The organism is Beijerinckia sp. 28-YEA-48 (assembly GCF_900104955.1).
Classification (GTDB): domain Bacteria; phylum Pseudomonadota; class Alphaproteobacteria; order Rhizobiales; family Beijerinckiaceae; genus Terripilifer.
The window spans coordinates 5,739,527-5,760,472 of sequence record NZ_FNSI01000001.1 but is presented as its reverse complement, the minus strand read 5'-3'; the positions used below and the strand labels follow the sequence as shown (position 1 = coordinate 5,760,472).

The 20,946-nt window shown below is 61.3% G+C and carries 23 protein-coding genes and 1 pseudogene; 13 read left to right on the top strand and 11 right to left on the bottom strand.

Translation table 11 applies throughout. The features are described from left to right. Nucleotides 1-38 precede the first annotated feature (38 nt). Entirely contained in the window at nt 39-929 is an 891-nt protein-coding gene (locus BLW50_RS27035; RefSeq protein WP_090708132.1) for a LysR substrate-binding domain-containing protein, read from the bottom strand. A gap of 107 nt (nt 930-1,036) precedes the next feature. Here BLW50_RS27035 and BLW50_RS27030 point away from each other — a divergent pair, with 107 nt between their 5' ends. Together BLW50_RS27030 and BLW50_RS27025 are read left to right on the top strand one after the other, a co-directional pair. After that, nucleotides 1,037-1,456 (top strand): tautomerase family protein, encoded by a 420-nt coding sequence (locus tag BLW50_RS27030; RefSeq protein ID WP_090708130.1) that lies wholly within the window; start codon nt 1,037-1,039, stop codon nt 1,454-1,456. Next, nucleotides 1,453-1,845: a cupin domain-containing protein gene (locus BLW50_RS27025; RefSeq protein WP_090708129.1), complete on the top strand. Its 393-nt coding sequence runs from the start codon at nt 1,453-1,455 to the stop codon at nt 1,843-1,845. Before BLW50_RS27030 ends, BLW50_RS27025 begins: the two co-directional genes overlap by 4 nt. Before the next feature lie 3 nt (nt 1,846-1,848). On the opposite strand, the gene BLW50_RS27020 is transcribed toward BLW50_RS27025, so the two are convergent. The 5 genes from BLW50_RS27020 to BLW50_RS27000 all read right to left on the bottom strand — a co-directional run bounded on the left by BLW50_RS27020 (nt 1,849) and on the right by BLW50_RS27000 (nt 6,367). Next, complete coding sequence (locus BLW50_RS27020) at nt 1,849-2,604, bottom strand: fumarylacetoacetate hydrolase family protein (RefSeq protein ID WP_090708127.1); 756 nt, start codon at nt 2,602-2,604, stop codon at nt 1,849-1,851. A gap of 30 nt (nt 2,605-2,634) precedes the next feature. Continuing rightward, entirely contained in the window at nt 2,635-3,789 is a 1,155-nt protein-coding gene (locus BLW50_RS27015; RefSeq protein WP_090708125.1) for an MFS transporter, read from the bottom strand. A gap of 230 nt (nt 3,790-4,019) precedes the next feature. After that, a complete protein-coding gene (locus tag BLW50_RS27010; RefSeq protein ID WP_090708122.1) occupies nt 4,020-4,220 on the bottom strand; it encodes a hypothetical protein in 201 nt (66 codons plus the stop codon). Between the two features lie 155 nt (nt 4,221-4,375). Beyond that, nucleotides 4,376-5,164 carry an alpha/beta fold hydrolase gene (locus BLW50_RS27005; RefSeq protein WP_090708120.1) on the bottom strand — a complete coding sequence of 263 codons (789 nt, stop codon included), beginning with the start codon at nt 5,162-5,164 and terminating at the stop codon, nt 4,376-4,378. Between the two features lie 48 nt (nt 5,165-5,212). After that, nucleotides 5,213-6,367 (bottom strand): FAD-dependent oxidoreductase, encoded by a 1,155-nt coding sequence (locus BLW50_RS27000; RefSeq protein ID WP_090708118.1) that lies wholly within the window; start codon nt 6,365-6,367, stop codon nt 5,213-5,215. 166 nt (nt 6,368-6,533) lie between these two features. On the opposite strand from BLW50_RS27000, the pseudogene BLW50_RS26995 reads away from it, so the two are divergent. The 9 genes and pseudogenes from BLW50_RS26995 to BLW50_RS26955 all read left to right on the top strand — a co-directional run. Continuing rightward, nucleotides 6,534-7,430 (top strand): annotated as a pseudogene (locus BLW50_RS26995) (LysR substrate-binding domain-containing protein); the annotation flags it as partial. Nucleotides 7,431-7,685: 255 nt separating this feature from the next. Further along, entirely contained in the window at nt 7,686-8,867 is a 1,182-nt protein-coding gene (locus tag BLW50_RS26990) for an ABC transporter substrate-binding protein (RefSeq protein ID WP_090709798.1), read from the top strand. 154 nt (nt 8,868-9,021) lie between these two features. Then, nucleotides 9,022-9,147, top strand: coding sequence for a type B 50S ribosomal protein L36 (ykgO, locus tag BLW50_RS26985; protein ID WP_090708115.1), 126 nt, complete (start codon nt 9,022-9,024; stop codon nt 9,145-9,147). Between the two features lie 272 nt (nt 9,148-9,419). Further along, nucleotides 9,420-10,085, top strand: a complete 666-nt coding sequence (locus BLW50_RS26980; RefSeq protein ID WP_090708113.1) for a tetratricopeptide repeat protein — start codon at nt 9,420-9,422, stop codon at nt 10,083-10,085. Nucleotides 10,086-10,091: 6 nt separating this feature from the next. Continuing rightward, nucleotides 10,092-11,066 (top strand): alpha/beta fold hydrolase, encoded by a 975-nt coding sequence (locus BLW50_RS26975; RefSeq protein ID WP_090708111.1) that lies wholly within the window; start codon nt 10,092-10,094, stop codon nt 11,064-11,066. Between the two features lie 573 nt (nt 11,067-11,639). Further along, a complete protein-coding gene (locus BLW50_RS26970) occupies nt 11,640-13,244 on the top strand; it encodes a flavin monoamine oxidase family protein (protein WP_244544414.1) in 1,605 nt (534 codons plus the stop codon). Between the two features lie 13 nt (nt 13,245-13,257). Continuing rightward, nucleotides 13,258-13,683 (top strand): c-type cytochrome, encoded by a 426-nt coding sequence (locus tag BLW50_RS26965; protein WP_170850369.1) that lies wholly within the window; start codon nt 13,258-13,260, stop codon nt 13,681-13,683. 72 nt (nt 13,684-13,755) lie between these two features. After that, nucleotides 13,756-14,250, top strand: a complete 495-nt coding sequence (locus tag BLW50_RS26960) for a RidA family protein (protein WP_090708105.1) — start codon at nt 13,756-13,758, stop codon at nt 14,248-14,250. Nucleotides 14,251-14,533: 283 nt separating this feature from the next. Further along, entirely contained in the window at nt 14,534-15,049 is a 516-nt protein-coding gene (locus BLW50_RS26955; protein ID WP_210186136.1) for a GlcG/HbpS family heme-binding protein, read from the top strand. 13 nt (nt 15,050-15,062) lie between these two features. Here BLW50_RS26955 and BLW50_RS26950 read toward each other — a convergent pair whose 3' ends face one another. From BLW50_RS26950 to BLW50_RS26930, 5 genes are all read right to left on the bottom strand, one after another. Next, the gene (locus BLW50_RS26950) at nt 15,063-16,658 is read right to left on the bottom strand and encodes an ABC-F family ATP-binding cassette domain-containing protein (RefSeq protein ID WP_090709792.1); all 1,596 of its coding nucleotides are present in this window, start codon (nt 16,656-16,658) and stop codon (nt 15,063-15,065) included. 155 nt (nt 16,659-16,813) lie between these two features. After that, nucleotides 16,814-17,299, bottom strand: coding sequence for an RrF2 family transcriptional regulator (locus BLW50_RS26945; RefSeq protein ID WP_090708102.1), 486 nt, complete (start codon nt 17,297-17,299; stop codon nt 16,814-16,816). Then, nucleotides 17,289-17,774 (bottom strand): carboxymuconolactone decarboxylase family protein, encoded by a 486-nt coding sequence (locus BLW50_RS26940; protein ID WP_090708100.1) that lies wholly within the window; start codon nt 17,772-17,774, stop codon nt 17,289-17,291. Before BLW50_RS26940 ends, BLW50_RS26945 begins: the two co-directional genes overlap by 11 nt. A 224-nt stretch (nt 17,775-17,998) precedes the next feature. After that, the gene (pyk, locus tag BLW50_RS26935; protein ID WP_090708098.1) at nt 17,999-19,423 is read right to left on the bottom strand and encodes a pyruvate kinase; all 1,425 of its coding nucleotides are present in this window, start codon (nt 19,421-19,423) and stop codon (nt 17,999-18,001) included. A 62-nt stretch (nt 19,424-19,485) separates the two neighbouring features. After that, the gene (locus BLW50_RS26930; protein WP_090709789.1) at nt 19,486-19,881 is read right to left on the bottom strand and encodes a DUF1036 domain-containing protein; all 396 of its coding nucleotides are present in this window, start codon (nt 19,879-19,881) and stop codon (nt 19,486-19,488) included. Between the two features lie 58 nt (nt 19,882-19,939). On the opposite strand from BLW50_RS26930, the gene BLW50_RS30790 reads away from it, so the two are divergent. Then, nucleotides 19,940-20,104, top strand: coding sequence for a hypothetical protein (locus BLW50_RS30790; protein WP_170850368.1), 165 nt, complete (start codon nt 19,940-19,942; stop codon nt 20,102-20,104). Next, on the top strand, nt 20,101-20,946 hold the full coding sequence (locus tag BLW50_RS26925; protein ID WP_090708096.1) for an N-formylglutamate amidohydrolase: 846 nt from the start codon (nt 20,101-20,103) through the stop codon (nt 20,944-20,946). The genes BLW50_RS30790 and BLW50_RS26925 overlap by 4 nt, the downstream gene beginning before the upstream one ends.

Genomic DNA, 20,946 nt, shown 5'->3' with positions numbered 1-20,946 from the left:
GAACGGCAGCGAACGGCGGGAGGCATCCCGCCGTTTCTCTATGCAACGGTGACGAAATCCCGTGCCGCCTGTCGCAACGTCGCACCGAGCCAATTGGCGGCAGGCCCCAATTCCGTCTCTGCTTGAAACAGCGATAGACCAAGCTGCGGCAAGGCCGGCAAGCCGACGTCTTTCGCCACCAGCGGTTTCACCTTTCGCGGCAAGCCAGCCGACGTGCGTACCGTGACACCGAGCCCAGCGGCCGCAGCCGCCCAAAGCCCCGCGAGACTCGGACTGACGAAGGCGATGCGCCAAGAAATGCCTGCCGCATCGAGCGCTTTCGTCGCTGCCGCGCGCATGATGCAAGGCGCTTCAAGGGAAGCGAGCGGCACGGGTTCGTTCCTGCCAGAGGTCCATGATGCTGTTTCGCTTGCCGCGCCGATCCAACACATCGGCAATTCGGCAATCTCCTGATGCGGCAAGGTCACCGCCCGATCGCTCCAGGCCAGCGCCAGATCGAGCGTGCCGGCGCTGACGCGCTCGACCAATTCGGCATTGCGCGCGACCCGCGCCTCGATGCGCACTTTTGGATGCGCCCGCGCGAAGCGCCCAAGCACATCCGGCAGCAGGCTTTCGGCGAAATCCTCCTGCAGGCCAAGCCGCACCCAGCCTTCCAGCTCGACGCCGCGCACGGCCACCGTCGCCTCATCGTTCAGTTCGAGCAGACGATGGGCATAGGCCAGCATGGTCTCACCCGCCTCGGTCAGAGCGAGGCCACGGCCAGCCTTTCGGAAGATCGCCGTGCCGGCCTGCTCTTCCAGCTTCTTCATCTGGGCGCTGACCGCCGACGTCGACCGCCCCAACCGCTCGGCCGCCTTGGCGAAATTGCCTAGCGCCATGCCAATGGCGAAGCTGCGCAGCACGTCCAGGTCGAATGTGGTCTGGCGCATGATACTATCCCAAAATTCAGGATTATTAATGCATAATATTCTGATTGTTGGGATGATCATGTGGCGGGAGGATCGGGCTGTCAAGTTTTCCAGACCAGGAGCCTTCCATGCCCGTTGTCCGCGTCTCCCTGCTCAAGGGCAAATCGCCCGAATATCTCCGCGCCCTATCGGAGAACATTCAGCGCGCCATGGTCGAAACCTTCAACGTGCCGCCGCGCGACCGTTTCATGGTCATCCACCAGCAAGAGCCCAACGAACTGATCTTCGACCGCACCTATCTCGCCGGCCCGCGCTCGGACGATTTCGTGCTGATCGCCATCAGCGTTGGCAAACCGCGCACGGCGGAAACGCGGAAGGCCTTTTTCAAGCGGCTCGTCGATCTGCTCGGCCAGTCGCCTGGCCTACGGCCAGAAGACATCATGGCCTTCATCACCACGTCGACACCCGACGAATGGTCCTTTGGCAACGGCATTGCCCAGATGAGCCAGCCTGGATGGGAAACGCTCGCCTGGGGAGACGCGCCATGAGCACGAACCCAAACCGCATGACCATCCGCCGCCCTGGCAATGCGCAGCCCTCCGCACCTGGCACGGCAAGCAAACCGTTCTGGGCAGAGATCCTGCTGGAAGGCGGCGAAGGCGAGATGACGGCGATGCGCGCCCATTTCGACCCTGGCAGCATCTCCCATTGGCACAGCCACCCACGCGGCCAGTTCCTCTATGTGCTCTCCGGCCTTGGCCGCGCCCAACGCGATGGTGGCGCGGTGGAGGAATTGCGCGCCGGCGATGCCGTCTGGTTCGCGCCCGGTGAAAAACATTGGCATGGCGCCGCCATCGACAGCCCGTTCAGCTATCTCAGCCTGCAGCCTCGGGAAGGCGGACGGTTCGTCGACTGGATGGAAGCGGTGGAAAGCTGAGCCTTACACCACGATCTCCACACTCACCGTGCCGATGCCCTCAAGGCTCGCTTCGAGTTTGCCTGGGCCATTAAGCGGCACCGGATCGTTGAGCGTGCCGGTGGTGATGAACTGACCGGCACGCAGCCCGCCAAAAGCATCCGCCTGCACATTGGCCCAGGCGACAACCGGAATCAGCGGATCGCCATCGCCATGACCGCCCAGGCGATCGTTTTTCACCACGCCATCGACCATCAGCCGGCAACGGATCTGCGACAGATCGAGCGCCGAGAAAGTCTTCGTGCCGCCGCCGATCACATAAGCGCCGTTGTTGAAATTATCGGCGACACGCGCATCAAAGGGCGCTTCTTCCACATTGCTGAAACGCGATGCGACGAGCTCGATGCCGACGAAAATCTCATCGATCGCGGCCAGCAGATCGTCACGGGTATAGGGTTGACCCGGACGCAGCGGCAGGTCGCGGCCAAAACGGATCGCCAGCTCGGCCTCGATCTTGACGCCGCCGATACCCGGCGCGAGCCGCCAGCGCGCGCCGGACCGCACGACACCTGACGACAGAACCGGCGCGGCGAAAGCGCCGCCTTCCGGCCGAAAGCCGACCTTCCAGCCACTTGCCTGTGCCTGCAGGCCCTGCGCCACCGCCACCTGCACCGCATAGGCCTCGGCGGCACTGGCTGGCGCCAGCGTCGCGCCATAGCGCGCCTGGGTCGCGCTGCTATGCGCTGCAAGCAAAACATCGGCGAGCGGCGAAGACGTCATCAAAACCTCCGGGCACAGTCACACTGCGCTTCAGGCGGTTTTGACAACCGCCCGAGGCCGCGTGACCCACCAGAGCATCCATGCCACCAGAACGAAGCCGGCGCCAGCGTAACCCATCAACGAGGTCAGATCGCGCGTGAACATTTCGCCGCTGACATAGGAGCCGGCCGCCTGGCCGACGTAAACGGCCGAGGTATTGAGCGCGACGGTCACCGCCGCCAGCGCTGGCGCCGCCCCATAGAGTCGCGCCTGCTGCATCGCATTGGACGCCGCGAAGCCAAGCCCCCAGATGGCGACGCCAATGCCCATCACCCAAAGCAGGCTGCCGCCGAAGCCCCAGAGCAAAAGACCCGTGGCGACCATGCCGGTGGAAATTCCCGATGTGACGAAGGCGCCAAGCGGCGCCACGATACGCGACGCAATGATATTGCCGACAAAACTGGCGACGCCGAACAGACCAAAGAACAGAGCGATCACGCTGGGGCCAGCGCCGATGAGACTGAGCGAGGGCCCCATGAATGTGAAGACGACGAGCTGGCCACTGATCTGCAGAATGGTGATCGCCAGCAGGATGAAGATCACGCGATCGCGCCCGATCGCGGCCCAGCTCGACAGCGACAGGGACGCGCCCTTCAGCCGGCCGGGTAAAGCGGCGAAGACGAAGACGCCCGTGAGCAGCGCGCCGACCCCCAAGGCGGCAAGAGCGAAACGCCAGCCAAACGATGTCGCCAGGAAAGTCATCAGTGGCATGCCGACAGCAATCGACAGCGACCAGCCGATGAACACGAAGGCGATGGCGCCGGGCCTGTCTTTTTCGGGCACGAGCAGAGCTACCGTGCCGGCGGCTTGCGGCGTGAACACCGCCGCGAAGAACAGCATGACAAGGCGCAGCGCCAGCACCGCCGGATAAGATGTCGCGAACGCCGAGGCAAGATGGGCCAGCGCCACAGTCGCCAACGAACCGACCAACAACGTGCGCCTATCCATCCCGCTGGTCAGCCAGGCCACCAGCGGCGAGGCGATGCACAGAATCACCGCGCCATAGGTGACCAGCAAACCGGCATCGCGCACACTGACATTCAGCCCCTCGGCCAAAGGATGCAGCATGGCAGCCGGCGCCATCACGACGAGACCGGTGATGAAATTTCCGGCGAGCAACGCCAGGCGCACGGGCAAGGCAGTCATCGATCATCCATGGGGTGCGGCACAAGACAGGCACGAGGACAGAACGCGACGATAGGCGCGAGGGCCATGCCGAATTTGCCCACCGAGCGTTGTCAGCAAGTATGCGAGTGCTTGGACTGCGACAAGGGGTCACCGCATGCGTTCAACGCATGGCACCCCGGTGCCATGGCGAGCCCCATACTGACACGTCGCGTCATAACATCGATATAAGGCCGCGCCGTCGCGACATGTCAGTCCTCTTCACCCTCGTCGATTTTCCGAACGAGGTAGAGAAAGAACGCGGCAAAAACGACAAAGATGACGAAGGCAATGGCGGCGGACAAGTAGTCCTGAACGGCGGCGAACCAAATGACGCAGAGAAAGGCCACGCCGGGGAACAAACCCAGGGCGTACAGGCCAAGCTCCGCGACGATCTTCCTGACCCCGGTCATATCCCGCTCGTGCGCTCGGACTCGACAGCGTTGGCTGATCGAGGCCGCCGAGCATAAAACGCCAGTAGGACTTTTCCAAGCACCGCTGGCGTTTATCACGAAGCCTTTACCGAGCGATCTACGAACCATTTACCGGAAAATTTGAGCGAATAATTCTACCGCAGGAAGGCACGTATCGTATCGGCGACCACCTTCGGCTGTTCCAGCGTCGGAAAATGGGTTGCGCCGGGCAGTTTATTAGGTCGGTACCAGTTGTTTCTGGTAGCAAAGTCGAGCTGCGCCTGCGCGTATTCGGGCTCGAAGGGCTGCGAATAGATATGGGTGATCGGCCGGGCCTCTTTGAAAGCCGCCATGCGCTGCATCGGATTGCCCCATTTACGATAGGCAATGGCGATCTCTCGGCCGGATCGGGCCCACATTTCGAAACTGTAGCTCGCCATCTCGTTATTGACGTGATTGATGATGTCCTGGTTTTTGGTTTCGCCGATCCAATAGTTGAAGAGATCGCCGCGACCGTTCTCCCAGTTGGTGCGATCCTGCAAATCATCGATCATCCGCAGAAAATCCTCCGGCGGTGTCGTCTGGATCCAGTCGATCACGACGACACGCGGCACCCGCGCTATACCTAGCCGATCAGCGGTTTCGACATTGGCCCAGCCGCCATGGGAGGTGGACAGCGGCACCGCTTTGTCGATGTTCATGTGATCGAGAAAAGCGATGACATCGGACGCCTGATCGGCGGTGGTGAAGTCGCCATCATGTTCGCGATGGTCGCCATGGCCGCGCCAATCAAGACGAATGACGCGATGGGTCTTGGCCAGTTCCGGCGCCAGCATCTTGAACAGGCGATGATCCTGGCACCAGCCCGAAAGCAACAGAATGACGTCGCCCTCACCGGCATCGTCATAGGAAAACGTATTGGCGCCGAGTTTGACGGATTTCATGCGAGAACTCCAAGTTGAGTGAAAGAGCGGCGCATCAGGCCGCGTGAATCAAAGCGCTTCCGTCGCGGTTGGCGCATGTAAGGCGGTCTTCATCCGCTCCATGGCGATCTCGCGGCACTGGCCGGTAATCTTGAGCACCTGCGAGCGCACATCGTCGGGCCAAAAGTTCATGTCCCCGAGACATTCCGCCGTATCTTGGGTGTGTTCGGTCATCGGCCGCTCGCGTGCTTCCCAGTCGACCAGCGCCTTCGCCACGTCGGGCGCGCCAGCAACAGTTGCGGCCAGACCGATACCATTCATCAATGCACAACCGCCGCCTTGGCCGAGATAAGGCGGCATCGCATGAGCGGCGTCGCCAAGGATCGCGACGCGGCCCTTGCTCCAGGCCTTCAGTTTGATCACTTCAAATTCATCCCAGCGGCCCGCATCGCCGAAACGCGCGACCAGCGACGCCAGATGCGGAAAGGAATCCGTCCACAAGGCGCGGTCGGCAGGCACTTGCAGGGCCTGCTTGTCATCGGAGGCGCAGCACAGCGCCACATAAAGATCGGTGCTACTTGCTGGCGTATAGAGAATGCGACGCGTACCGGTAAAATACTCGATATAGCGGTCACGATCTTCAGGCCGCACATCGCTATCGTCGCGCGCGATCAGCATGCGGATGGCGCCGTAACCGAGCTGTTTGCGATACATCAACAGATCGAGGCTATCGCGCACTCTGGAGTTGACGCCATCGGCTCCGACCACCAGATCGGCCTTGCGCTTCGCACCATCGGCGAGCAGCAATTCGCCGTCTGGCGTCGCACCTGTGACTTCCGAGTTCGTAAGGATCTCGACGCCACTCCTGCGACACGTCTCAACCAACGAATTGATCAGCGTCTCGCGCAGAATCGTGATGAGCCGCGCACCGCCCGGACCGTTGATCGGAATCTCTTCCATGGTTGCGTCGTGATGATCACGGGTGTGGAACACTGGGCCGATATGCGCGCCGACGGTTGCCTGGTCATAGGCGCCAATGGCTTTCAACACGCGCAGGCCATTGCTCCATATATAGATGCCGGCGCCGAAAGTGCGCAGGGTCGGCGCGCGCTCGTGCACGGTGACAGACCAGCCACGCTGCGCCAACGCCGCTGCTGCCGTCAGGCCGCCAATCCCCGCACCGGCGATTTCCGCCCGACGCCCTGCCCCGGTTTGCTGCACCATTGTCCGACTTTGCTCCACTGCCACAAGCACTTCCGCATTTCGCAGACTGCCAAGGTTTCAGTCAGCTCGGGATCGGACAAGTGAATTCTCTGGCAATTTCTATGAGCATCGGGAATATCAGAGCGAGAGGTGTCCCAATAAACGCGACCCAAACAAGCGAGCTGCCATGACATTACTCGCCAGCCGGCTCACCATTCGCCACTTGCGTATGGTTGTAGCCATTGTGGAAGAAGGCAATCTCGTCCGTGCAGCCGAGCGGCTGAACATGACGCAGTCGGCGGTTACCAAGGCCTTGCAGGAAACCGAGGCGCTGACCGGCACGCGACTGTTCGATCGCACCAATCGCGGTGTCGTGACAACCGTCTATGGCGAGGCGCTGGCGTTTCACGCGCGCCTCATCATCGCGCAACTGGCGCACGCAGAGGAACATCTGGCCGATCTGCGCGACGGCGCCGGCGGTCGCGTCGCTGTCGGCACGCTTCTGTCGGCCTCCGCCGAACTGCTGCCAACAGCCATCGCGCGCCTGCGCAAGGAGCGGCCCAAACTGGTGGTTAAACTGGTCGAAGCCACCGACGATGTACTGCTGCCGGCCCTACGGTCCGGCGAGCTCGACCTGGTGGTGGGGCGCCTTTCCGAGCAGCGCGACCGTCTGAATGTGACGCAAGAAGTGCTGATGGACGACATCGCCTGCGTCGTCGCCCGGCATGGCCATCCATTGACCATGCGACGCGCCGTCAGTCTCGCCGATCTCATTGGGTGGGAATGGATTTTGCCCCCGGCGCAGACGAGCCTGCGCCGCCTCATCGACATGGCTTTCCGCGAAGAAGGACTTGAACCGCCGACGCACGCGGTGGAATCGGTGTCGCTGCTGGCCAACCGTGCCCTCTTGATCGACGCCGATTATCTTGGCGTTCTTCCCGCCTCGGTGGCGCGACGGGAGGTGGCTGGCGGCGGCCTCACCATCTTGCCGGTCACCCTGGAAGTGACCGAGAGCCCGATCGGCATCACCACGCGCAGCCATGTCCGCCTTTCCCCTGCGGCCCAGCTGTTGATCGGCGCCTTGCGCCGCACCGCGGCCGATCTTTCGAGCCGAGACATATCGGACCAACATCATGCGCCCGGCGGCCGATATTCCCCCGCCTCATGTCTGAATGACGAGTTTTCCATTTACCGCGCCGGCGATTGCGCCAAGTTTTGCATGCGAGGTCTTGCGACTGGGCAACCCTGCGAAGGGACAACATGTAGTGTCCGCGATCTCGGGCACATCCCCTCCAGCCTGCCCGCAACGGCCTCGCAATGCGAAGAGGGGACCGAAACAATGCGTTTGAAGGGCATTCTACCGACTGCATTGCTGGCACTGGGCGTCAGCGCGGCCAGCGCGCAGCAGCCGCCATTGAAGGTCGGCATGATCACGACGCTCTCGGGCCCCGCCGGCTATCTCGGCCAGGACATTCGCGATGGCTTTCAACTCGCCATCGATCTCAACAAGGGCGCGCTCGGCGGCAGAAACGTGCAGTTGGTCGTCGAAGACGACAGCCTGAAACCCGGCAATGCCAAACAGATCGCCAGCAAGATGCTGTCGGAACAAGGCATCAAGATCTTCACCGGCGTCGTTTTCGCCAATGTCGCCTTCGCGGCCGTGCCGGAGATTCTCGACAGCAATGCCATCTATGTCAGCGCCAACACCGCGTCGGCGACCTTCGCCGGCAAGGAATGCCATCCGAACTATTTCGTCAGCTCCTGGCAAGACGACAGCCAGGGCGAAAGTGCGGGCGCCCTGGCGCAATCGCTTGGCTACAAGCGCGCCTTCCTCGTCGCGCCGAACTATCAGGCCGGCAAAGAGACGATGGAAGCCTTCAAGCGCTTCTACAAAGGCGCCGTGGTCGGCGAAGCCTATACCGGCCTCGATCAAACCGACTTCGCGGTGGTGATGGCGCAGATTCGCGCTGCCAAGCCCGATGTCGTCTATGAGTTCGAGCCGGGTGGCCTCGGCATCGCCTTCCTGCGCCAGTATCAGCAGTCCGGCTTGCTCAAGGAAATCCCGATGGTCGTTCACCCGGCCTCCCTCGACCAGGCGATCGCTCAGGCGGTGGGGGATGCAGCCATCGGCGTGAAGGTCACCAGCCATTGGAATGAGGATTTCGACAATCCAATCAACAAAACCTTCGTCGCCGCCTGGCGCGCCAAATATGGCGATCGGCCGATCACCTATTACGCGGCACAGGGTTACGACGCGGCGCTCCTGATCGGCGCCGGCCTCGCCAAGGATCCGGCCGGCGGCGACAATCCAAGCGCCTTCCGCAAGGCCCTGCTCGCAGCCAACATCCCGTCCGTGCGCGGCCCGTTCAAATTCGGTCCCAACCAGCACCCGATCCAGGATTGGTATGCCCTCAAGGCCGAGCGGGCGGCCGATGGCAAGATGGTGCTGAAGACCGACGCGAAAGTGCTGACCGCCCATGGCGACAGCTATTCCGGACAGTGTAAAGCACCGGCGAACTGAGCCGCCCGAGCTTGGCAATAAGCCCGTCATCCAATTCATCTATGTGATTTGGCGACAGAACGGGTTGATAGCCAGCACGAAATGGGGCATAAGCCCGTCACGAATTGCCGGGGTTGCCCCGGCCTTTTCTTTGAAATTCTCCTTGGTGGCCGCTATGAAAGTCCGTAACTCTTTGAAATCGCTGCGTACGCGCCATCGCGCCAACCAGCTCGTGCGCCGCAAGGGCCGCGTTTATATCATCAACAAGGTGCAGAAGCGCTTCAAGGCACGTCAGGGCTAAGTCCTGCCCGTCTCTTGGAAATCTGCTCGAAACCCCGGCCCCGGCCGGGGTTTTCGCTTTTTGTGCGGCCAATACCCGTTTCACGCAAATATCGGTATCGTGAAAGACAGGGCTTTGACGTCCGTCGGACGCCGCTCTAGCCTGAAGGCCCTGATTTCTCCCTGTTTCGGGTGGAAGAGGGACTGTCCCGCTCAGGACGATTGACCGCGGTGATTTCGGAGACCTTTGCACAGATGCACCAGGCCCTACCTCCCGCACCTTCTGACACAGCCATGGCCGCGCTTGGCGCGCCGGCGATCTCCAAGCTGCGACGTCCCTTTACCATCATGGCGTTGCTGGCGGTGCTCGCTATCGCCCCAGTCCAAGTCCGGGCTCAAACCCAAGCCCAGGCGCCAAGCAATGCGCCGCAAGCCGCGCCAACACTGCCTTCCCATAATGACCCCAATCTGCGCGGCCGCGATCGCATCCTGAGCGAACTCTTTGATCGACTGGCCAAGGCCGAGGACGAGGAGGAGGCCAAAGGCGTCGCCGGCGCCATCGAGCGCGTCTTCCTGCGCTCGGGATCCGACACCGCCGATCTGTTGATGAGCCGCGCCCTCAGCTCGGTGCGCCAGCGTGAATTCAAGACCGCCACCGAATTGCTCGACAAACTGGTGGTGGTCGAACCGGAATGGGCCGAAGCTTGGAACCAGCGTGCCACGGCGCGCTACCGCGCCGATGACGTGCAGGGCGCCGTCGCCGATCTCGGCCAGGTGCTGGTACTCGAGCCGCGCCATTTCGGCGCCCTCTCCGCGCTCGGCTATATCCTTTACAGCAATGGCTTCGACCGGCGCGCGCTCGACGTGATGCGCAAGACGCTTGAAATTTATCCAAAGCAGGAAGACGTGCGCAAACTGGTCGAACAACTCGGCCAGAAAATCGACGGCCGCGATCTCTGATCGCAGATGCTTTCCGCACTCGCGCTGGTCCTTGCCGCTCTTCTCGCCGTTTCGCTGGCGCTCTTCCTGTTCACTGGCTGGCAGACGCGCCGTCTCAATGCGCTTTATCCGGCACGCGGCCAGTTCGTCGACGTGGAAGGAGCGCGTATCCATTTCACCGATACGCCTGCCATAGGCGCCACGAAGGGCGCGGTCTTGCTACTCCACGGCGCCAGCGGCAACGAGGCCGACATGCGCCTACCGCTGGCCGGTAGATTAGCGGCGCTTGGTTATCGCGTGATCAGCGTCGACCGACCAGGCCTGGGCCGAAGCGCGCGCCTCGGCGGCCCCGACGATGCTTCACCGGCGCGCCAGGCGCAGTTGCTGCGCGCGGCGGCGGAAAAGATCGGTGTCACGCAGGCCATCGTCGTCGGTCATTCATTGGCCGGCGTATTGTCCCTGCAACTGGCGCTTGATCACCGCAGCTTCACCCAAGGATTGGTGCTCATCGCACCCGTCAGCCACCCCTGGCCAGGCGGTATCGCGGCTTATTATACGGCCGCGGCGTTGCCGTTCATCGGCCCGCTTTTCTCCCACACGATCACTTTGCCGATCGGCCTTGCTCTCATCGCCCCCTCGTTAACGGCTGTCTTCCATCCGCAAATGATACCTGGCGATTATCGCAGCCGTACCGGCATCGACCTTGTTTTGCGGCCGGCGAGTTTTCGCGCCAATGCCCAGGATGTCGCCGTCATCGAAGATTTCGTCAAACGGCAAGCGCCGCGTTATCGCAGCATCGCGGTGCCCACCATCATCGTCACAGGTGATAAGGACGGCATCGTCTACACTCACATACACAGTGCCGGCTGCGCCAGGGACATTCCAGGGGCCACATTAACCGTACTGCCCGGCATCGGTCATTCGCCGCACTGGGCCTATCCCGACGCGGTGGTGCAAGCGATCCTGCAAGTCACAGAGCGAATGAAAATACCGCGCTTGTAAGTCGCGACAGCACATCTGGGTGCTCAGGTCATCGCCCCGCTCGTTGGCACGCCTGGCGTCTGCGTTTCCGCGACCATCCGATTTTAGCGAAGCTGATTTGCCGAATATCGAATGGCAATCGCCGCATTGTCTGTGCGCATCGCTAGACTATGCATTTCTACCACCGGAAAACCGCTAGGGAGCTCTGGCGAGCATCGCCGCGATCATACCGAGAAACAGCCTCTGCAGTGGATGCTCGCGATCACCGATCACAATGAATTAGAAGCAGAACGGTCTTTTTCTTCCCGATCAGCGCCACGAATTCGATCTGTAAGCCACCGCAATAATGGCGATCTGAACCAAAGCAGTCGCGTCTACGCGCCCCACGCACATCTCAGTATGTCTGCCACTGACTCATGCCGAAATAGCAACGGCAGATATGGGCTTCGATCCACAACACCGGTTGCGCTCACGAATGCGCCGCTTCAACCTAGCTGAAGCTGAAGAAACGATGTGCTGCACCCCTTGTGCAGTGCACCGTCGGCATTCCGAAATTTTCGGAATAGGACGTCAAGGGCAGGGAGGCTGATGACGATGGGGAGTGAAACCCAGAACGATTCCGGCATGAGCCGGCGCGATCTTCTCGCAATGGTCGGCATGGCCGCCGGCAGCGTGGCGATGTACCAGGCGATGACCAGCATGGGTCTTGCCGGCGAATCCACCTATCGCGGATCACCCAATTTGAAAGGCGCACCGAAGGGGACGTCGGTTCTTATTCTGGGCGCCGGTCTTGCTGGCCTGACAGCGGCTTATGAGCTGCGCAAGGCTGGCTACAAGGTGACGGTGCTCGAATACAATGAACGCCCCGGCGGCCGGAATTGGAGCATCCGTGGCGGCGACAAAATTACCGAACTCGGCGGCGAGACGCAGACCTGCGGTTTCGCCAAGGGGCACTATTTCAATCCTGGCCCCTGGCGCATTCCCTACAATCATCATGCGGTGATCGACTATTGCCGGCAACTCGGCGTCGCGCTCGAGCCTTTCGCTTGCTTGAATCACAACGCCTATTTCCATTCAACGAACGCCTTCGGCGGCAAGCCGCAGCGCATTCGTGAAATCGACGCCGATCTGCGCGGCCATGTCTCCGACCTGCTCGCCAAGTCGGCCCAGCAAGACAAGCTCGACGAGAGCGTCTCGAAGGAAGACAAAGAAACCCTGCTTACTGCATTGCGAAACTGGGGCGGCCTCGACAACGAATACCGCTACACGAAGAGCGCTGCCGCGGCCACGCTCCGTGGCTACGAGAGATATCCCGGCGGCGGCCTTGCCGGTCCCTCGACGCCCAGCGAACCGATGAAACTGCAGGACCTTCTCAAGTCGGGACTGTGGCGCAATCTCAACAACTTCTTCCAGTTCGAACACCAGAACACTATGCTGCAGCCGGTCGGCGGCATGGACATGATCGGCAAGGGCTTCGCCAAGCAACTCGGCGGCCTCATCCGCTACAATGCGAAAGTGACGGAGATCAAACAGGACGAGCGTGGCGTCACCGTCACCTATGTCGATCAAAAGGCCAAGGGTGCGCCCAAACAAGTCCAGGCCGACTGGTGCGTGTGCACCATTCCCGCGTCCATCCTGAGCCAGATTCCCACCACCGTCAGCGCCAAGATGAAGGCCGCCATCGAAGCCGTGCCCTATGTCACCTCGGTGAAAGTGGGTCTGCAGTTCAAGCGGCGTTTCTGGGAACAGGACGAGATGATCTATGGTGGCATCAGTTCCACCAACCTACCGATCAACACGATCTCCTATCCCAGCGACAACTTTGGCAGCAAGGGCCCCGGCGTGTTGCTCGGCGCCTATCAGATCGTGCAGGCCAACTCCTTTGCGCTTGCGTCCATGACAGCGCCCGAGCGCATCGCTTTCGCGTTGGAGCACGGCAGCAAGATCCATCCGCAATACAAGAGCGAATTCGACAACGGCGTCGCCGTCTCCTGGCATCGCATGCCCTTTACACTGGGCTGCGGCGGCATGTGGAGCCCGGCGTCGCGCAAGGAGCACTACAACAACATATGCCAGATCGACGGACGCATGGTGCTCGCCGGCGAACATGTCTCCTATGTGAACTGGTGGCAGGAGGGTGCCATTCTCTCGGCGCTCGATGCCATCACCCGTCTGCATGAACGCATCGTCAAAGCGTGACAGGAGAGTTCCCATGATCCGTTTCTCTTTCTCCCCGGTTCGCGCCTTGGTCCTTGGCGTGCTCGCACTGCCGCTCGCGCTGTCGACGACGCAAGCGCAGGATCTGAAGCCGACGATCGGCCCGCCTGGCTTCGCCTTCGCCCCGAAGGATGGCCCCAACCTCTATGTCACCGTCTGCCAGGGTTGCCACATGCCAGGCGGTAAAGGCGCCGTCGGCGCGGGCATTTATCCAGCCCTGGCCAACAACAAGAACCTCGAAGCCGGCGCCTATCCGGTCGAAGTGGTCGTCAACGGCTTGAGAGGCATGCCGCCGTTCCGTGCCATGCTGAACGACGAACAAGTGGCGGCCGTCGTCAACTATGTGCGCACCAGCTTCGGCAACAAATACACCGACGCTGTCACCGCCGAGGACGTCAAACTAGCGAGACCTACGAATTGACGCTGAAGCCTGACGGCGAGTAGCGTCAGGCTTCAGATCACCTGAGCAAACAAAATTGGAAGGACAATTGAGATGAAATCCGCTGCACGGCTCGCTCTCGGCACCTGCGTCGCCGCGTTACTGACTGTCTCGCTCGCGGCACAAGCCGAAGTCATCAGAAAATCCGTTCCCAACGCGCCAATCGCCTCCAGCGTGCAGGTCTCCGGCAATGTGACGACCTATTACCTGTCCGGCCAAGTGCCCTCGATCGCCAACAAGGATGCCGATCCGCGTAGCCCGCAGGCCTATGGCGATGTCGAAGCGCAGACCGTCAGCATATTGGAGAAGATCAAGGCTTCGCTGGAAGGCTATGGTCTCACCATGGGCGACGTGGTGAAGATGCAGGTTTACCTGGTCCACACCGACAAGACGCCGATGGATTTTAAAGGCTTCTCGCAGGGCTACAGCAAATTCTTTGGCGGCAGCCAGCCCAATCTTCCGGCACGCTCGACCATGGGTGTCTCAGCCCTCGTCAATCCAGGCTGGCTCGTCGAGATCGAAGTCACCGCCGCGAAGGTCAGCAAGTAAGATCATCACGACCGAACGCTCAACGGGCATCACACGCCATCGTGTGGTGCCCGTTTTGCGTAGTGCTCACGACAGTGTGAAGAGAAGGCTGTCAGTCGTCGACGATGCCAAATGCGCGCAAGTCATTCCATTGACCTGACAAAGATCGCATAGGGCGGAATGATGCCTGTCCTCGACCGTCTCTTGCGAGCCTGCGAACGCAGTGTCTAGAGTTGTGTGCTCAGTACTCGCGAAAAAATGCGGCCGTCGAGCGGACCGAAAATCTAAAAGGATGATCCACGCCATGATCGACACAAAGCTGATGCGCCGCACGGCCGCCTTTGCAGGCCTCCTGTTCGCGGCGGCAGTCTGCCCGGTGCAAGCGCAGACCCAGGATGTGCTGGTCACCCATCGCCTGTCGGCTGCGCTGGCCAACGAGATTGCCGCTGAAGCAGTCGCGAGTTGCGCCCGGCAGGGCTATGCGGAGACAGCCGTCGTCGTCGATGCCAACGGCACGCAACAGGCGCTGTTGCGTGGCGACCGCGCCGGTGTGCATACGCTCGATAGCGCCTATCACAAGGCCTATACGGCCGCGACATTCAAGAACGACACGACGAAACTCGCCGAACAAGTAAAGAAGTCACCGGAATTCGCCGCCCTTTTCACCCTGCCCCATCTGCTCCCGGCCGGCGGTGGCGTCGTCATCAAAATCGGCGATGAGGTCATCGGCGCCGTGGGCGCCGGCGGCGCGCCCGGATTCAACCTCGACGAAGGCTGCGCCAAGGCAGGCATCGACAAGGTGCGCGACCGGCTGAAATAAACCCCGAGCGCGCTCAATCATCCAGCCGATCCGATAGATCCAGCCGCCGCGAAATTCCAATCGCGTCGAGAAATGTCTCGTCGTGGCTAACGACAAGCAGCGCGCCATCATAAGCGCGCAAGCCCGCCTCCACGGCTTCGATCGCATCAATGTCCAGGTGATTTGTCGGCTCATCGAGGATCAACAGAGAAGGCGGTGTCGAGCCGCCCAGCACGCAAGCCAGGCCGGCGCGCAATAATTGCCCACCGCTGAGCGTCGAAGCCTTTTGGAGCGCCGCATCGGCACGGAACATGAAGCGCGCCAGCGCCGCCCGACAATCGTTTTCCCCCGCCTGCGGATTGATCCGCCGGAAATTGTCGCGGATCGACAGGGATGGGTCGAGAACACTCACCTGCTGATCAAGCAGCACGAAATCGGTCGATATCTCCACTGTTCCGGACCATGGGCGTAGCGCGCCGCTGATGAGTCCGAGCACGGTCGTTTTGCCCGAGCCGTTCGGTCCCACGATCGCCAGGCGCTCTGGGCCGCTGATCGTGAAAGAAAGATCGTGGATCAAAGGCCGGTCCGGTTCATAGCCAAAGGCAACTGCATCCATCTTCAAGACGATTTTCCCGCGCGGCAGATGCGTCGGCGCCAGCGTCACCGTCAAAGGTTGCAACACTTCGAGGCGGGCACGCGCATCGACGACAGCCTCGTGCGCTTGCACGCTCCGTCGCTTGGCCAAGCGTGCGTTGTCTCCGCTCGTTGTTTCGCTGCGCTCCTTGCGCCGGCCCAATAGAATGCGCGGCATGTCGTCTTTGGCGCTCGCCTTCCTGCCGACGCCATCCTTGCGGGCCTTGCGCTCATTGATCACTTGCGTTTTCCGCGCCAGATCGACCATCTGCCGCTCGGCATCGGCAAGATCATGTTGCGCGGCCGCAAGATCGAGCGCTTTCAAGCGACGGTAGGCGCTCCAATTGCCGCCATAACGCGTTGCACCGAGCGAGGTCAGCTCGACAATCGAATCCATCGCTTCAAGCAATTCACGGTCGTGACTGACGACAATAGCGCCCGATCGCCAATTGGCGAGAAGATCAATCACAGCCTCACGTCCGTCACGATCGAGATTATTGGTCGGCTCATCCAGCAGGAGAAAGTCGGGCTCAGCAAAGACGAGAGCGGCCAAGCCGGCGCGCGTGCGCTGACCACCCGACAAATTGACCAAAGGCGCATCTGCGCCCGTATCGAGATCGAAGCGGGCAAGTGCCGAAGCCACCCGGGACTCCAGGGTCCAGTCCGCTTCCGCGATCTCGGCCACGCCGGCTTCCCCGCTTTCCGCACGACGTAAAAGCAGAAGCGCTGCAGAGACACCAAAGAGATCGGCGACGGTTTCTTCCGAACTGAATTGCACGCTTTGACGCAGCACGCGCACCGTGCCGTTGACAGCGAGTGAACCGGATTGTGGCTGCAATTCTCCAGCTATGAGCTTCAGCAGCGTGGTTTTACCGACGCCGTTGCGGCCGACGAGACCGGTTCGGTCCGCGCCAAAACTCAGATCGAGGCTGGATAAAAGCGAACGGCCGTCAGATGCGGACCAGGAGAGAGCGGACAGTGTGATCGAGGCAGACATGAATGTGGATTTCCCCAAGGGCAAGGCGAGCGGGCATTGCGATGAGGTTGAAATCCATTGTGGCACACATCCATTGGCTGACAGAAAACGAGCGATCAGAGGCTACCCGTTAGCTGTAAACATCCTAAGAAGACGGCGATTTTGCGACGCGATCCTCAACTGCGCTCCAACACCCAATCCTGGGTCTTGTCGAGGATTTCAGCGGGCACGGTCTTGCGCAAATTCTTGGCGAGGTCTGCCAGAGTGACGGCACGCAGCTTATCGCGCCAGGCCTGGTCTGCATCCCACATCACCTGCGCGATGGCGCAGGCACCATCGGAACGATAGCCCTTGCGCAGGCATGGGTTGTTGTAGCGGATATTATCGCAGACGAAGCTGGACGCCTTCCCCTCTACCGCTTCGACGATATCGAGAAAGGCGATCTGCGCCGGAGCCTTGGCCAGGCGATAGCCGCCCGAAGGACCGAGTGTGCTTTCGACAAGGCCGGCCTGTGACAAGCCCTGGAGGGCCTTGGACAGATATTCCTTTGGCACGCCGTGCAATTCCGCTAGTGCCTTGGTCGACAGGTAGCACCCCGCCGGCAAGCCGGCGAGGATAGAGCAACAATGCAAGGCCCATTCGACCTGGTTTCTAAGCTGCAACGCTCAATCCTGCTTTGGTCAATCCATAGGCCGCGTCCATCGAACCCGGCACGCTCTGGAAGGCAATGCTCATCCGGTTCCAACCATTGATGGCGACGACCACCAAGGTCAAGTCGGACAGTTCCTTGTCGGAAAACTCGGCCCGCACGCGTTCATAAACCGCATCCGAGATTCCGTGAGGCGGCAGCTGCGTCACCGTTTCCGCCCATTCAAGCGCGGCGCGTTCGCGGGCGCTGAACAGCGGTGACTCGCGCCAGATGACCACATGATGCAGGCGCAGTTCGCTTTCGCCCGCGATCTTCAGCTGCTTGACATGCATGTCGACGCAGAAGGCGCAGCCGTTGACCTGCGAAGCACGAAGTTCAACCAGATGCACGAGCTTGGGTTCGATCGCCCCCTTGGCTGCGGCTTGCGAAAATTCGAGGTATTTTTTGAGCTGGTCCGGCGAAAGCGCGCCATAGTTGAGACGGGGCATGGAAATCTCCTGGTACGAAATTGAACGGCTTAATAAGGATATTTAATATCCTTAAGGATGATATTTATCCGTAATTGAGCCCGTTGTAAAGCCCCGTGCTGGCGCACGACGATCTCGCCGTCACCGAAGCTGCCGTCCCAAAAGGCGCGGCGGCTGGTGAGCGGTATGCGCGGAACAGATGGCCGCGCTCGATCGCAAAAAATGATTGTGACAGCAGTGACAGCTCAGCTGTCACTGCCCGTAAAAGCGATCCGCAGCATATTGGTGGCGCCTGGCGTGCCAAACGGCAGACCGGCGATAACGATGATGCGGTCGCCCTCTTTCGAGAAACCTTCGCGATTGGCGAGTTTGCAGGCGCGCTTGGCCATGTCGTCGACATCGCTCGCATCCTTGGTGACGATCGGATGCACGCCCCACACCAGCGCCAGCCGACGCGCCGTGTCGGCATTGGGCGTCAATGCAATGACCGGCGGCTTCGGCCGCTCGCGCGCCACGCGCAGCGCCGTGGCGCCGGAAAATGACCAGGCGCAGATGGCTTTGAGATCAAGCGTCTCGGCCACATCATGGGCCGCAACAGCGATGGCGTCGGCGCCCGTCGCCTCGGGCTCGCTGCGCTGTGCTGCGATGATCGCCCGATAGACGCTATCGCTTTCCACCTCGATGGCGATCTTGTTCATCATCGTCACCGCTTCGATAGGGAACTGGCCGGCGGCGCTTTCGGCCGACAGCATCACCGCATCCGCCCCCTCATAAACGGCGGTGGCCACGTCGCTCACCTCGGCCCGCGTCGGCACTGGCGTGGTGATCATCGATTCCAACATCTGCGTCGCCACGACGACTGGCTTGCCCAGACGGCGGGCGAGGCGGTTCATGCGCTTTTGCAGGCCCGGCACTTTTTCGACCGGCATTTCAACACCGAGATCGCCGCGCGCCACCATGATCGCATCGGCGATCTCCATAATCTCTTCGAGCCTGGCGATCGCCTGCGGCTTTTCGATCTTGGCGAGCACAAGCGCCCGTCCGCGGGCGATCTTCTTGACCTCCGCCACATCGTCCGGCCGTTGCACGAAGGAGACGGCGATCCAGTCGACACCGGCCTCCAGCGCTGCCTCGAGATCGGAACGATCTTTCTCGGTCATGGCCGAGACAGGGATTTCCGTATCGGGCAGGCTGACGCCCTTGCGGTTCGACAGGCGCCCGGCGATCTGCGCTTCAAGCACGGCCCGATTATGCTCGGCCTCGACCACTTGCAGGCGCATCTTGCCATCGTCGATCAAAACCGTGTCGCCGGCTTTCAAAGCGCGCAGAATTTCCGGATGCGGCAGGTTCACCCGCGTCGCATCGCCCGGTATTTTCTTGCTGTCGAAGACGATGCGATCGCCTTTGTTGAGTTCGACGCTGCCATCCTTGAACTCACCGCAGCGCAGTTTCGGCCCCTGCAGATCGACGAGAATGCCAATCGGCCGCTGATGCTTCTTCTCGATGGCGCGGATGGTGGCGATGCGCTCGCGCATGCCGTCATGGCTGGCATGGCTCATATTGATGCGGAACACGTCAGCGCCGGCCAGGAACAAACGTTCGACCATGGCTGGGTCCTGCGAGGCAGGCCCAAGCGTGGCCAGAATTTTGACGCGGCGGTGCCGTCTCATCCGATCATCCGTTCTGCTAGCAAATCAGTGGCAAGAAGTTACGAGAAACGCACCCGAAGAAACTACTTTGATGCCGGCTGGTTGGCATCGGTCAATTGCACGGTCCAGTTCTTCGCGTCCTTTCCCGTGTCGACTTCGAAGAAGCCGGTGCGGTCGAAGCCACGCACGAGGCAATTGTCGCGGCCCTCGATGCGAAACTCGCGATCGCGCGTGCACATGAATGCCTTGCCTTTCCATTCACCGCCGCGCTCGTCCATCGCATAGACATAGTAGAATTGCGCCGCCAGATTGCCGCGCAGCAGCACCTCGCAGGAGCCGCTCTTTAGATTCCACCAGCCTTCCGTGACCCAGCCGGTACCATCGGTATATGACAGGGCGACGCTCACCCGGCTCGTGGCGTTGTTGCAGAGGCGAAAATCCGCCCGCGCCTCACTGCTCATGACGGCCAAGACAAGCATCGCGGCGATCGCTGGCAGCAACCGGGTCAACAAAGGCGGGAGAGGAAGACGGCGCATCTTGATGAAGACCCTGGCGAATCAGTTCCGCTTGCGTAAAAGCGGGAGGACTCTTGTTTTTCCGGCCCCGTTGCCGACTGTCAACGGCGACGGACCAGTCTTTGCTTTCCAGCCCCATTCTGGCGGCAAGATGGCCGACGTGATGGCCAAGGAGACGTCGATTTGAGCCTTTCCGACGCTGAGGCGGCTGCCACCCCGGTTGAGCTTGTGGTGGGGAACCCGGGCGCTCCCGCCCTGTTCATCTGCGACCATGCGTCCAATGCGCTGCCATCAGGCTATGGCTCGCTGGGCCTGCCGGCCGAGCAATTCGCCCGCCACATCGCCTGGGACATCGGCGCGGCCGACGTGACGCGTGCGCTCGCTGCCCATTTCCAAGCCCCGGCCGTGCTGAGCCGCACGTCCCGCCTGCTGATCGACCCCAATCGCGGCGCCGACGATCCGACCTTGGTGATGCGCATTTCCGACGGCGCTTTAATCCCCGGCAATGCCCACATCGACGATGCCGAAATCGAACGACGCACCCTGGCCTATTGGCGCCCCTACCGCGATGCCATCGCCACCCGTCTCGACACCATGACCGGGGCAGGAATCAACTCTCTTGCGCCCGCTATCATCTCGATCCACTCCTTCACGCCAATCTGGCGCGGCACGCCGCGCCCCTGGCAGATCGGCCTGTTGTGGGACGGCGACGCCCGCATCGCTCAGCCTCTGCTCAGCGAACTCGAGAAACAGCCCGATCTCACCATCGGCGACAACGAACCCTATGACGGCGCTTTGATTGGCGACACGCTCTATGATCTCGGCACCCGTCGCGGTCTGGCTCACATTCTCATCGAAGTGCGACAGGATCTGATCGCCACACCAGAGGGTGCGCAGGTGTGGGCACAGCGCATTGCCCTGGCGCTCGCACCTGTGTTGCAGCGCGACGATGTTCGTCGCATCGAAACACATCCCAGCCATGCACGACGCAACGGTCCGCGACCGAAACTGATCCGATCTAGGGCTTGA